Genomic DNA, 14966 nt, shown 5'->3' on the forward strand with positions numbered 1-14966 from the left:
GAAAAAGGAGGAAGTCAGTTGGGAACAAAAATAAGTACGATTGAACTTAAAGAGGTCGAAGTAATTGAGCTCGAAAACAATGAATTTGAAACGCGATTTGTGAATCCAAAGAAATACCCTGCATTCTTAACGAATCGTTCTCTTGCAACAGGGAAACGTCTCGGGATTACAAAAACCTCGTTAATCACGAACTTGGTTCAGATGCAGGGGTTAGTTGGAGAAGATGGAAAAATTGATCCAGAACATATTTCAGAGGAACAAGCTGAATTTATCGATGCGGATCGCTACTTGCCTGTGATTTACCTCGGGATTATGGGAGCCAATAAAAGTCTAGACCTTACGTTTGAAGAATTTCTTGATCTCTACCATGCGGATCTTGAAAAACTACTGAATGATTATCTCGATCTTGTCATGGTCTACTTGAATCAAAACCCGAACGAGTTCAGGAAGGGGTTAGAAGAGAGCACCTCAAAAAAGTAGAGAAAGGCGAGAAAGTAAAAGCGCCTCAACTTAACATTGAATGCGTTGAAGATTTGTACGTGCTTTATGTTCTTGTCTATGGGATTGATCCTGAGGTGTTCTGGGATTTTCCAATCGTGGAAGTCGATCGGATATTCGAAAATAAACAGGCTTATGATACTTGGTCCAATAATCCGAAAAAGCAGTAGAAAGGGGGTGGATGAATGGCAGGAAACCCCGAAACGAAAATCAAGTTTAGTGTATTTAATAAAGAGTTTAATTCAGCAATGCGTGATATGAAAAATGAAAGTTCTAAGCTGAGACAAGAATATCAACTACAAGCTGAACAACTGAAATTAAACGGAAGTGAAACTGAAAAGCTTCAGGCTAAAATGAATTATCTTCAACAGGCTCAACAGTTAGCATCAAGAAAAACACAAGAAACTGCTACACAATTAACGCGAGCTAGAGAAATGTATGGAGACAATTCTAGGGAAGTTGAAGCTCTCTCTCGAAGGTTATTAAGCGCACAAACGGCTGAACAGCGTCTATCAAATGAGTTAGCCGAAACGACGGATCGATTCCAAGAACAAACGGACGTTGTTCGCCAGACTTCAGAGGCCATATCAGAACAAGGGGATAAACTGAAAAATATTGGCGGCGCGATGACCGCAACCGTAACCCCTGCTTTAACAGGTTTAGGTGCTGTGGCAATGAAGGCTGCAGATAACTTCGACCAGGCACAAGGCAAAATGCAGGCTTCATTGGGATTAACAGAATCAGAAGCTGAAGAGTTTGCAGAAATTGCAGAGAATCTTTGGGCAGATGCTTTTGGTGAAAATATTGACGAGGCAGCAGCTGCTGTCACAACAGTTTCGCAAAATATGCGAGAAATACCAACAGATCAATTACAAGCAGCAACTGAAAAAGCATTTATTCTAGCAGATACTTTTGACGCTGATATTGTAGATAGTACGAAAACGGCGAATACTCTCATGAAGAACTTTGGTATCGAATCAGGACAGGCATTTGATTTAATGACCGTTGCTTTCCAAAAAGGCGGGAATTTTTCCGATGAGTTGCTGGATACGCTAAATGAATACGCTCCTCAATTTAAAGCTATGGGATATGATGCAGAAGGGTTTACTGCGACGCTTATTGCCGGTGCAGAAAGTGGAGCATTTAGTCTTGATAAACTTGCGGATTCTGCTAAAGAAGGATTCTTATTAATGGGCGAAGGCTCTGATGATACGAAGGACGCTTTAAATGCAATGGGTTTAGATGCTGATAAAGTAATTACTGATATCAATGCAGGGGGAAAAGACGCACAGAGTGCTTTTATGGCCGTATCATCTGCCATTTCAACGATTGAAGATCCTGCTAAACGTAATCAAGCTGCGATTGCAGCTTTCGGTACGCCATTAGAAGACCTTGGACCTGAGTTCCAAACGTTTTTTGGTAGTGTGAATCAGGATCTTGAGGGTGTTGAAGGAGCAACCGATAAGGCTGGTGAGGCATTATACGATAATTTCGGTACAGACCTTCAGGCTGTCATGAACCAATTGCAATTAGCCTTAGTGCCACTCGGGGAAGTGTTACTAGGTTTTGTGAGAGATATCTTACCCAGGTTAACAGCTGGGATTCAAAGTGTTGCAAACTGGTTTGGTAGTTTATCACCCTTAGGTCAAAAATTAACCGTCATTTTTGGAATGATCGGTGCAGCACTGGGTCCATTTCTTGTTGTTCTGGGGTACGTAGTAGGAGCAGTTTCAAATTTAATACCGATATTCGCAAAAATATGGAGCTGGTTATCAAAACTGGGTCCTCTTTTTAATGTTTTACGTACAGCATTGTTGTTTTTAACTGGTCCAGTGGGCATTGTCATTGGAATTATTGTAGCCCTTGTAGCTGCATTTGTTCTTCTCTGGAATAAAAGTGATGCGTTTCGAAACTTCTTCATCAATTTATGGACACAAATCAAAGCAGCTCTTGCGGTCGCTTTACCTGCCATTAGAGATTTTTTGATCATGGTTTGGAATGGCATTTTAATAGCCATTAAAGTCACCTTAGCCTTTATGAAAAGCGCGATTCTAAATACTTGGAATGCGATTAAGGGCTTTACCCTCATGGTCTTTAATGGTTTGAAAACAGCCCTTATTGCGATATGGACCGCAATCAAAACCGCGGTGATCACGATCGTGACAACTTATGTCGCGATTGTCAAAGCCATCTTTAATGCATACGTAACGGCTGTGAAATTCATTTTTAATGCTTTAAAAATCTTTTTTACGACGGTTTGGAATGCGATAAAAACAGCTGTTGTGGCTATCGTTACGGCTTATGTGAATGTTGTGAGAGCTTTGTTCCAGGTCTTTGTGAGTGGTATTAAAGCGATCTTTTATGGGGTTAAAGTCTTTTTCTCAACCGTCTGGAACGCTATAAAAAACACTGTGACATCCATCGTTACAGCTTTAAAAAGTACGGCTATTTCAATCTTTAATGCGTTAAAATCCAGTGTAAATGCTATCTTCAACTCAGTGAAGTCAACGATCAAGAGTATTTGGAATGGTATTAAATCAATCATCATTCGTGTCGTGAATGAGGCGAAAAGTCGTGTGACATCGACGTTTGACTCGATGAGTAGTAGAATCAGCTCCATTTTTTCATCGATCAAATCTACAGCAACGAGCATCTTTAATAGTGTCAAATCTGCTATTACGAGGCCGATTGAGTCAGCGAAGGATACAGTGATCGGCATTATTGATTCCATTAAGGGTGCTTTCAGTCGGATGAAAATTACCATCCCAAAACCAAAGATTCCTAAAATCAATGTCAGTATGGGATCAAAGAAGGTCGGACTAGTCAGTGTTCCTTACCCGAAATTCAATGTTAACTGGCACAAAACAGGTGGTGTTATGACTAAGCCTTTCACCGCGGGTAATGCTGGATTTGGAGATGTAGAAGAAGGCATTGTCCCATTTGAAGGACCACACGCAATGAAAATTGCCAAACTGATTGCCAGTGCTCAATCCAGGCTATCAAACGTTTCAACAGGGCTAGTTAATCGTGTAATGGACAAGTTAGTGGAAGTGAATATCGCCTCTTCTGATGTGGTAATGGATGGACAAACCGTAGGAAGAATTACGTGGGATACCGTCCGAGATGAAATTGAACGAGAAGAAGAAATGAACAGTCGGGCTCTGGGGGAGTGAGAAGATGAAGAGTAAATTGAATTTCAAAATCGAATATACGAACAATCAAATCATCGATATGGATGAGATGGGGCTCTGGGTCGATTCTTTTCACATCTTCTCTCCTGACGTTGAGCGAAATACCATTAACATACCGTATCGACATGGGGCTTCGCTGGCTTCTTCTCGTATCAAAACCCGGAAAGTCAAACTCTCTTTTACCGTGGATACTGATAGTATCGAAGACCTGGATTATTATCGGCACGTGATTTTCCAAACCTTTTACTCAGAAGAACCGTATAAAATCATCCGAGATGTCAATCCGAATCGTGAGCTCTATGCTATTCAAGATGGGGAGTATGATATCGAGAATGTGACTTTTTCAGATGGGGCATGTTCGATTGAATTGATGATGTTGGATCCTATTCTTTATTCCCTTGAACGTAACCAGGTGATCAATGATCCAGACGGACCATTTGATCCGATTATCACCAACCATGGCACGGAAAAAGCTTTTCCAATCTTTATGATCGATATCTTAAAGCCAACGACGTTCCTTTCGATTATTACTCCAGAGGATTACATTCAAATGGGGCAACCAACGGAAGTAAAAGAACGATCAGTAGAAAAAGAACAGCTGTTGTTGCGTCATGGTTGTAGCGATATGACCGGTTTTATGCCTGGGACACTGGTAGAAGGTGGCACAGTTTCTGGATCGATGTATTCAAATGGAAAAGGACTACTTGCAGGTTCTTATGGATCGGGGACCTATTGGCATGGCCCGGCGCAAAAATTGGAATTGGGTGAAACACTTCAAGATTTTCGAGTCGAGGCTACGATTACAAATGAAAGTATCTCTCCCCTTAATGTAGGACGTGTGGAAATCTCTTTATTAGATGATCGAGATCAAGTGATTGGCAAAATGGCAATGAAAGATAGTAACAATCAAGTGACCTCGAATCATGGTGAGATGCGAGTAGGAAATTTAACAAATGGCCATTACCTGATTAGTGAACGAAGAAGGACCTGGAACTATATGAAAGGAGGGCTTCTCAGTTTACAACGGATCGGCACACGTTTTCGAGCTTATATTGCTCAACAAGACCCGAATGATTCGAACCATCATTATGCCAGAGAAACAGAATTTTATACGGATTTGGATGAGGCATATTTGGACAAGTTGGCTCAAATACAAGTTCATTTAGGGGCTTATGGGACCTATTCAACGCCGAAGCTATCCGTCCAACATTTGCAAGTGTTCAAGATTAACAGCAATACAGAGGAAGAGATTCCTTACATTGCGATCCCAGGCGACCAAATCCTTTTAAATCATAAACGGGCACGCATTGAAAAGAATGGCGCCCTAATAAATAAAGAAAAGGATATCGCTTCCAACTTCTTTGGAATAGGGAAAGGGGAAACGGAGTTGAAGGTTTATCCATCAGATGCAGCTAGAGTAGTAGCCAAGTGGAAGGAGGGATCGATTTAATTGATTCATATCCTCAATCGTTTTGATGAAATCATCGGATTCTTATCGAATGATAATCCTGAAACCCCCGTTTACTGGGGAGGAAAGCATACAGAGAAATTAAATAGTGCAGCCAATTATTACGAGTTTTCGACTGTGACGGACCATGAATACGTTAAGGAACTGACCAATATGAATAAGGTGGTAGCCAGACATCCAGATGGTTACTTTATTCCGTTTCGCATTCACCGCGTGACACAACGAAACAAAGACGGTATCCGTGAAAAGTTCGTGGAAGTAGAAGGAGAGCACATGCGCCTTCGTACGGCGAAGGTGTTAAGTCCAATTACGCTCACAAGTGCGACGTTGAAGACAGCTGCCCGTTTTATTTTGTCAGGGACAGGGTGGCAAGTGGGGCTCATTGAGTTTGCCGGGGCAAAAACTATTGAATTCAAAGATTTTACGAATGCATTGAAAGCCTTACATCAAATAAATGAGCTTTTTGGCATGGAAATTCGTTTTCGTATCGTGGTTCAACGAAATAGGGTTGTGGGCAGATACGTCGATTTCCTTGAACGAGTTGGGAAAGATAACGGCAAAGAAATTGTTCTTGGAAAAGACCTGATAAGTGTTGAACGGATAGAAGACTCTAATGATGTTTATACGGCTTTAATTGGAATTGGAAAAGCCAATGAAGAAGGGGAAGTCATCACCTTTGAAGGCATTAATGGTGGGAAGAATTACGTGGAAGACCAAGAAGCCTTTCAACGATGGGGCGATGAAAGTGGTCATCATATTGGTGTGTATTATGTCGAACCTAAAGAAGGTGAAGAGCTTACACCTGAAATCGTGAGGGAGCGAACAAGAGAGGCATTAAAACACCACATTGAAAGTGTGGTCCAATATAAAGTGACGGGAGCTTCCTTAGAGAAGGTGTTCGATCTTGACCATGAAAAGGTGCGTAAAGGAGACACTGTTCGCATTAAAGATACAGGATTTACACCACCTCTCTATTTGGAAGCGCGGGTTCTCGAAACCTTCCGGTATGATGATCCGGGGAAAGATGATGAATTTCTTTTAGGAAACTATCAGGAATTGAAGATCAAGCCTAACCAGATTCTGCTGGACTTACAAAAGCAGCTGTTTCGAAATGAACGTAAATGGAGCAGTGCGGTTCGAAAAGTGCGAAGTACGTTACCTCCAGAGGATCGGACCGTGATCTGGATTGATACAACCGAGGTACCGAACATTGTAAAAACCTATAATGAATCAGAAAGTACCTGGGAGAAGGCAAGTCCTACAGTAGCAGCTGAAGTAGGAGCTGAAACGCCTGAGGGTGCTGAAGCAAAAGCCAATACGGCAAAAACAGAAGCTATCGACTATATGAATACACAACTGACGAATTATGTGAATGCGACGCTTTATAGTGATGATATCTCTGAGCTTCAGGCTCAAATTGATAATCAAATTCAATCGCATTTTAAACCATATGAACCCTCTTTATCCAATGAACCAGCAAGTGGTTGGCGTACTGATGAAGAGAAAAGGAATCATGTTGGAGATTTATTTTACAATACCGAAACGGGTCATTCTTATCGCTTTGCATTAGATGGCACTACCTTTACATGGCTAATGGTTCGAGATGAGGGCATCGCTAAAGCGTTAGCTGATGCTGCTCAAGCACAAGATACAGCAGATAGCAAAAGAAGAACGTTCGTTTCACAACCGAATACTCCTTATGATGAAGGCGACTTATGGGATAAGGACGGAGCTGTTTTCCGTTCCACTGTGACCAAAACAAAGTCGGCTTCTTTTTCATTGTCTGATTGGGTGAAAATTGGGGACGTGACGAGTGAAAATAAAGCGAAAGATACAGACTCTGTAGGTGGCGTTCCAGCAGAGGATATCGAAACAAAAGAGGGTGCTTCTGGGAAAGCCACTCAAGCCAAATCCGATGCCCAAACTTTTACAGAGACCTATGCCAATAAAAAGGTGACACAAAGCAAATCCCCACCTGAGAGCCCCTCCCATGACGATCTGTGGATTGACATTTCAGTCAGTCCCTATGTGTGGAAACGATGGGATGGGGAGACATGGAAGAAAGCGACTCCGACTACAGCTGATGAGGTGGGAGCAGAAACGCCGAATGGTGCTCAATATAAGGCTAACCAAGCGAAAGAGGATGGTGTTTCTATCGCTCAGCAAGATGCAGCCAAAAAGGCTGCGAGTGCTGTAAGTGAATCCCGAACCTTTACGGAAGAATTTGCGAATAAGAAAATATCTCAAGGAACATCAGCTCCATCAGCTGCTTCTGCTGACGATTTATGGATCGATACTTCCCAAACACCTTACGTTTGGAAACGGTACACCGGATCATCGTGGGTGAAAGCAACACCTACAACAGCAAGCGAAGTTGGTGCAGAAACGCCGGGCGGTGCCCAAGCGAAAGCAAATGCTGCTAGAGACGCTGCGATTAGTACTGCTGCTAGTGATGCTGAATCGAAAGCTACAGCTGCGGAAACTGCTGCGAAATCATACGCTGAAGCTCAGGCAATTGCAGCCCAAACAGCAGCCCAAACACATGCTGACGGTAAAGTAACGGCAGAAGAAGAAGCGCGTATTCAACAAGCCCATGCGAATCTAGCTGATGCGAAGAAACATGCTGATGATGCTGCTGAAGCAGCGAAGTCTGCGGCTAAAAATTATGCTGATATTGTTGCTGAATCAGCTGGGGCAAGTTCGAAAGCATTCACGCAAGATTATGCACAAAAGCAAGTCACACAACAGGCTTCTGCGCCATCTAATCCAGAAACGAATGACCTATGGATCGACACATCGAAAAATCCACATATCTGGAAGAAGTGGAACGGATCGTACTGGATCAAGCTAACACCAACCACGGCTGCTGAAGTTGGTGCTGAAACCCCAGCAGGCGCACAAGCAAAAGCGAATGCTGCAAAGGCGAATGCTGAATCAGCAGCTAAATCTTATACCGAAGAATATGCAGAAAAGAAAGTTACGAAATCATCGACTGCTCCTTCTAATCCGAGTAATGGCGACATGTGGATCGACAGTATTGAAAACGTCTGGAAACGTTGGAATGGAAGCTCCTGGGTGAAGTTAACAAGAACAGCTCTTCCTGAACTAACTGGAAAAATAAGTGCCGGACAATTGTCGGCAAATATCATCACCAGTGATCATATTACGACTGCTGGATTGGATGCAGGTGTGATCACAACGGGAGTATTGGATGCAGGTCGGGTTAGAATAGGCAATGGCACCACCTTCGACTCATCAATGAAAACAGTCGGCAATAACCTTAATGAGTACAGAACGTTAGACACAACAGAAACAGGAAAGTGGAGAAGAATCGCCATGAACTCTGGAAGCAGAGCACACGGTCGATTCATATTGAAAAATACGTCTAGTGGAAAGCACGCCACAGTTACTTTAGAAGCAGGCATTAATTACGGTAACCACCCTTACATTAACCTTTTATCTTACAGCCATTATTCTGGAGTAGTATTCTCAAAAGCACGAATAGTAAGGAAAAGCACCTACGACGATGTATGGCTTGAAATTTTTATTCCTAGTCAAGATACGGTTGGTGTTGAATACTGGTGTACTGACAATATCCAAGATTCAGGTTGGTCAGAAGGCGGTTGGGACGATGGAGACATAATACCTGATGGTTATTCAACCCTTGTAAAGAATCTAAATGAAGGTGAAACAATAACGGCCATCGCGGATAATGCCAATAGTATGGTTGAAGGTTGGAAGTACAGCAATACTACGTATATCGACGGCGGAAATATTTACACAAATAGCCTAACTGCGAATGCCATAGCTTCAAAAACAATTACAGCAAACGAACTGAAGGCAGGAATCATTGATTCCGATCTGATTGTGACTGCCGGGCTTGATGCTGGTGTTATTAAGTTTGGTGTGATGTCCGGATCCCGCATCCAGGTGGGAACTTTAAATGCTGACAGAATTGGTGCTGGAGTGATCGATGCGAGAAGAATCTCCATTGGAAGTGAAACTTCTTTTGAAAGTGGATTTGATCCTTCAGAAAAGGAAACACCGAGTGGTGCTCAGTCAAAAGCAAATGCAGCTAAATCTTCAGCTATAAGTACTGCTGCAAGCGATGCGACTTCAAAAGCGAATGCTGCAGAGTCTGCTGCGAAGAAACATGCTGACGACACGTATTCCAGTACAAAATCACTTGTCGATGGTTGGAAGTACGGATCAACCACGTATATTAATGGTGGTGACATCTATACAAACACGATCACGGCAAATCAGATCGCTTCAAAAACAATTACAGCTAATCAATTGAAAGCTGGAATCATTGATTCTGATCTGATTGTGACTGCGGGTCTTGACGCAGGTTTGATCAAATTCGGCACAATGGACGGAAAGCGTATTACAGCCAAAACCATCACAACCGATGAATTGAATGTTCTGGCACGTAACTTGGTTAATAACTTCAGTGTCACGGGCGATCTAGCAGGATGGTCAAGTTCGAGTTCAAAAGGAGCTTCTTCATCCGTGTCAGTATATGGCGGGTCTATTGTCAAAGACGTAGATCGAGGAAATGTACTGAAAATAGCACGATCGTCTAAAACGTACTATTTTTCAGAGTGGTTTGAAGTCGATCCGACACAAGATTACAAGGTCTCGCTGGGTGTAAAGGTTCCGAACAATATTGAACGGGTTTACTTCGGGGTTGAGACATACGATGAAGACGGTAGTCAGGTAGGCACTCAGACATATAACGGAAATACTTGGACCACCGAATACAATTCTAATGCGTATTTCTGGAATTCAGGCGACCAACAAGACCTTTCTGAGTGGCGCGATATGTATGGTCACGTCATGGGTATGAATGCTGATCCTGAAGATACACCAGAAGGAAAAAATGTATCTAGCCAGTTCAGGTTCCATCCAAAGACGAAGTATCTGCAAATCAGGTTCCTTCATTACATGGATGGGTCAGAATCATTCTGGTACAGCCCTTCGGTGGCGGCGATATCTGGCGGTCAAATCACTACAAATCAGATTACAGCTGGAGGGTTGAATGCAAATGTTATTACATTCGGAACCATGCATGGAGATAGAATTGATGTAAGGACATTAAACGGAAATCGTATTGAAACAAATACCATAGATTCAAACCATATTGTCACAGGAGGTTTAAATGCAAATGTGATTAAGTTCGGATCGATGGATGGTGAGAGAATCGCTACCAACAGCCTCCATGCGAATCGCATCCAGTCGCAAACCATTGATTCAGATCTAATCGTCACGGCTGGACTTGATGCAGGTGTGATCAAATTCGGAACGATGCACGGAAATCGTATTATTTCGAACTCCTTACACGGTGACAAAATCACAGCTGGAACATTGAATGCTGACCGTCTGGAAGCCAACAGTATTATTGCAGATGATATTAAGTTCACTGGAACGCTCGATGGGGCAACAGGTAATTTCGCGGGTGAGTTAACAGCTTACTCATTGAAAGTGGATACACAAATGGGTGGTGAAATCCTTATCGGTACCGGAAGTTATGGATCTGGTGGTGCCGTTTGGAATGATGGTGGAGATGTACGGATCGGGAACGATTCCCTAAACGGAACCGGAAGAGCTATTAATATTGAATCCAGTTCTGGGGATGTGGAAGTTGACATTAGAGGTACACTTCATGCGAAGCATATCAATTTCGTCGAATCTATCAGCGCTGACGAAGTCTATGGAACAGAAGTACGTGGCACCAACATCTATGGCACTACTTACCGTGGCAATAACGTCATTTCGGATAAAGTCACCACAAGTGTAGTTGAGTTAGCATCTGGTGACGCCAATATTGTTTTGTCTGACGATAACCCAAATTTCAGGGGATACAGTATGGGCGCTGTTATTCAGTTTAACGGTGATGGACGCGCTGATGGTGCTTTAATTAAAGCAGCTGGTATTCATGCGACGAGTGTTCTGGACTTAGGAACGGGACGTATGTATGGCGATAATGGCACTTTGTTCAGGTTTGGTGACGATGGATCCAGTTATCAGCACCACACATTCAAGTTTGGAAATGCGATGTTAAAATCATTAAATAGTTCAATGTCGTCAATTCAAGCGCGGAACCTAACCGATTCAGACTATATTCAACTAGCTGCATCTGATTTCCGAGTTGGATCTTTACGGGCTTATAAGAAGAATATTGAACCTTATACAGGTGAAGCTCTTCAAAAAGTATTAAGCACTCAAGTTTACCATTACCATTTGAACTCTGATGATGATCGAGAACTAAAGCGTGTAGGTTTGATTTATGAAGAATCTGATGCCGATGTCGTTGATCCAGCTGGTGATGGAATGTCCTCTTATTCCATGACAGCAGTATTATGGAAAGCACTTCAAGATTTAAACAATAAAGTCGTGAATTTAGAAAATAAAATTGGATAAGGAGAGATTTTTATGAGTAATGTTTCAGCAGATGCGAATCGAGTCATTCATATTTTAAAACAAAAGCTAGGGGATGCCCATCAAGAGCATGCCATCTTGATGGCCGTACTTGAGCAAAAAGAAGAAGAACTGCGATTGGAGAGACAAGAGAAAGAGCAGAGTGAGTCAGGAAGTGGAAAAGATAAATAATCAGTGAAGAGCATGAATCGATCATGCTCTTTTCTATTGCTTGAAAGGGGAATTCCATGGGAGGTAGCGTCAAAACAGCAGAACAAATCGTGTCATCTGATCAAACCTTTGGAGTGTTGTTTATTCTAGTTTTGATCATTGTTTTCTATTACATTAGGCAGCTGATTAATGACGCGAAAGAAGAACGGATGCAAAACAGAGAGGACAGCCGTGAGAGAGAAGCTGCCTTAATGACTCAGTTAGGTCGTTCGAACGATACTTTAGAAGAAATCAGTCGAACACAGGCCAATATCCATACTAGCTTGTCAGATATTCAAAAAGATGTTGGGAAGCTAGAAGATCGATTTGATAATCAGTTTGATGATATTTGGGATTATGTGAAGCACAAGAATTTTCGTGAACTTAATTTAACTGATAGGAGAGAGTAAAATTATGAGCAATTTTGAGATTATTACTGCTGATCAAGTTATTGAAATGCTAAAAGGTCGGAAATATTCTAGAGCACAGGTTCACCATACATGGAAACCGAATCACAGTGATTTTAATGGGAAAAATCATATTGCCTTACAGGAAAGTATGTATCGGTACCATGTGAATGTGAGAGGCTGGGATAATATTGGGCAACATTTAACTTTAATGCCTGACGGGCTGTTTGTGACCGGGCGTCCTTTCTGGAGCATGCCAGCAGGAATTAAGGGATATAACACGGGAGCCTTTATGATCGAGCACCTGGCTAATTTTGATAATGGGCATGACAAGTTAAATGGAGCCCAGTTAAATAGTAGTTTGAAAGTTTATCAATATCTTGTTAAAGAATGTGGTGCTGAAATCATGTTTCATAATGAGCACGCTGCGAAGAGCTGCCCAGGAACTGGGGTTAACAGACACGACTTCATTTATTCAGTTCTTTCGTATACTCCTAACCAAGTTGAGCCTAAAGTGATTCTCCATCCTACTCAGGAGAAAGTAAAATCAGGAGTTATTGAGTTTGTTCTTGGAGTGGGTGACGCTGGTAAGCAGGTTAGGGATCTCCAAAATAAATTAAAATCATTAAAGTATGATATTGGAAAATATGGTGCTGACGGCAAATTTGGAAGAGATACCAAAGCGGCAGTTGAGAAATTCCAACAAGATCACGGTTTGGTGAAAGATGGACTAGCTGGTCCAAATACTTTCGCAGAACTTAAAGAAGCTATTGCAGCAGAAAAATACACCAAAGCAAAAACGGTTCCTAGTTCGGCTGTTGTTCCCTATCCTGGTCATTTAATTAAAATTGGCTCCAGAGGTAAGGATGTTGAACGAATTCAGAGAGCAGTTGGGGTTAAAGTAGATGGAATTTACGGGCCAAACACTGCCTCTGAGGTGAGGAATTATCAGGAGCGTCATGGTTTATCAGTTGATGGTATTGTCGGTCCAAATACTTGGAATACATTATTTTAGGAGGAATGTGAAATGGATTTACAACAATTTATTCAGGAAAATTATTTGTTTTTAGTACCTGCTCTCTGGGTGATTGGAACAGCGTTAAAAAAGACTCCGAAAGTACCCGATTGGTCTATCATCTGGGTGCTTATTTTTATTTCAATTTTTATAGCTACTTTATCATTTGGCTTTAATACTGAAGCTCTTGTGAACGCTATAGTAGCTTCAGGTATTTCAGTAATGGGGCATCAACTATACAAACAAACAAAAAATATTTGAGTTTATAGTTTATATAGATAGGGGCTATTAACAGGCGTGTGTTTAAGCATACGCCTGTTATTTTTATTATTTTAGTTCTCACTAAAAGTCAACTATGTTAAACTAAATTTATCAAAATTTGGTAAAATATTGACTTGAACTGAGGTATGAATATGAAAACAAATGACATTTTAGAGATATCCACTTCACTAGCTGCAGGATCATTAACACTATTCTTAGGAACTGGGTTTAGTAAACATATGACTAATGGTGAAGCACCAAGTTGGTTGGAGCTCTTATATGATTGTGCTATACACATCGATGAAACTAATGAAATAGTAAATGATCTTTTTATAAAAGATCAAGGTAAATTAGAAAGTTGCAAATTTAATTTAACTGTATGCGCGCAAATACTAGAAGAGGAATATTTAAAACAAGGTAAAAACATTAGAGAAAAAATTTCTGAAATAATCAAAGAAAAAATTAATATTGATACAATTGATAAGGAAAAAGTAAAGCAATTTAAAGAACTACTAGAGAAACATAACGAGATAAATATAATCACCACAAACTATGATTCTATTATTACGGACTTTATACTTCCATTAAGTAGTAAGGTAGTTGTTGAAGGAAGTTTGATTCCTAAGCTGTTTGACGTAAAACCTGTTTTTCATATTCATGGTTCTATTATTAACCCGGAATCCATTGTTTTAACTGAAGCTGATTACTTCAACTTTTTACATAAAGAAAGTTACATGTCTAGAAAACTATTCACAATAATCCAAGAAACCACCATAGTAATAATGGGTTATTCATTAGGAGATTTTAACCTAAATCGCATTTTGAATGAAGCTAAAGGATTCAAAACTAATACAATACGTAAAAGTGATATTTACTATCTGAATAGGGACGTAGTAAATGATTTTTATCAGAGTTATTTTTATACTACTTTTGGTGTCAGTGTCATAGATGAAACCACGATTAATGGGTTTGTTAAGTTGGTAAGTAGGAAGTTTAGTTCGGCTAAAGCGCTTGTGAAGAAAGCAAAAAGATTTCCTATGATAATGGAAGGTCAAAAAAGGTATACGGATAACTTCTTGAAATTAAATCAGTCATTTTCCAATATTTTATTATTAGCTGATGCACAAGGATATTCTTTTGAAGATGATTTATTCAAAGAACTAATAATTGATATTTTAAATAGAAAAAGAAAATTTACTATGGAAGATGGTGCTTGGAATCAGTATGAGCATTTAGCTAATTGGTTGGTACAGTTGGGGAGGTTATACGATGTAGAAAACACCAAAATAGAAAGGGAGTTTCTAAATTTAGTAGAATATTCATTTGATCATATGAGCGAAAAACTCTATTTTGGATTCTCATGGAAAGCCCATTCGATTTGGCAATCCAATTGGAATTCTTTAACATCACGAAATAAAGATTTAATTAAAAAGTTGGTTGAAGAAGTTCACTTTGATAGTAAAAATGCTGTAGAAAAAATATTTCAGTAATAAATC

9 protein-coding genes are annotated in these 14966 nt (G+C 40.7%); all 9 read left to right on the top strand.

The genetic code is table 11. The features are described from left to right. Nucleotides 1–18: 18 nt before the first annotated feature. Nucleotides 19–480 (top strand): hypothetical protein, encoded by a 462-nt coding sequence (locus tag ATG70_RS06160; RefSeq protein ID WP_098443470.1) that lies wholly within the window; start codon nucleotides 19–21, stop codon nucleotides 478–480. 203 nt (nucleotides 481–683) lie between these two features. Then, entirely contained in the window at nucleotides 684–3671 is a 2988-nt protein-coding gene (locus ATG70_RS06165; RefSeq protein WP_098443471.1) for a phage tail tape measure protein, read from the top strand. Nucleotides 3672–3675: 4 nt separating this feature from the next. Further along, nucleotides 3676–5139, top strand: coding sequence for a phage tail domain-containing protein (locus ATG70_RS06170; RefSeq protein WP_098443472.1), 1464 nt, complete (start codon nucleotides 3676–3678; stop codon nucleotides 5137–5139). Then, the gene (locus ATG70_RS06175) at nucleotides 5140–11580 is read left to right on the top strand and encodes a phage tail spike protein (protein ID WP_098443473.1); all 6441 of its coding nucleotides are present in this window, start codon (nucleotides 5140–5142) and stop codon (nucleotides 11578–11580) included. It begins immediately after the preceding gene. Between the two features lie 12 nt (nucleotides 11581–11592). After that, on the top strand, nucleotides 11593–11769 hold the full coding sequence (locus ATG70_RS22405; RefSeq protein ID WP_179886200.1) for a hypothetical protein: 177 nt from the start codon (nucleotides 11593–11595) through the stop codon (nucleotides 11767–11769). 56 nt (nucleotides 11770–11825) lie between these two features. Further along, nucleotides 11826–12197 (top strand): hypothetical protein, encoded by a 372-nt coding sequence (locus ATG70_RS06180; protein ID WP_098443474.1) that lies wholly within the window; start codon nucleotides 11826–11828, stop codon nucleotides 12195–12197. 4 nt (nucleotides 12198–12201) lie between these two features. After that, a complete protein-coding gene (locus ATG70_RS06185; protein ID WP_098443475.1) occupies nucleotides 12202–13209 on the top strand; it encodes a peptidoglycan recognition protein family protein in 1008 nt (335 codons plus the stop codon). Nucleotides 13210–13221: 12 nt separating this feature from the next. Beyond that, a complete protein-coding gene (locus ATG70_RS06190) occupies nucleotides 13222–13470 on the top strand; it encodes a phage holin family protein (RefSeq protein ID WP_098443476.1) in 249 nt (82 codons plus the stop codon). A gap of 152 nt (nucleotides 13471–13622) precedes the next feature. Further along, nucleotides 13623–14960, top strand: a complete 1338-nt coding sequence (locus ATG70_RS06195; protein WP_179886201.1) for an SIR2 family protein — start codon at nucleotides 13623–13625, stop codon at nucleotides 14958–14960. Nucleotides 14961–14966 lie beyond the last annotated feature (6 nt).

Origin of the sequence: Bacillus sp. es.036 (genome assembly GCF_002563635.1) — a bacterium.
Classification (GTDB): domain Bacteria; phylum Bacillota; class Bacilli; order Bacillales; family Guptibacillaceae; genus Guptibacillus.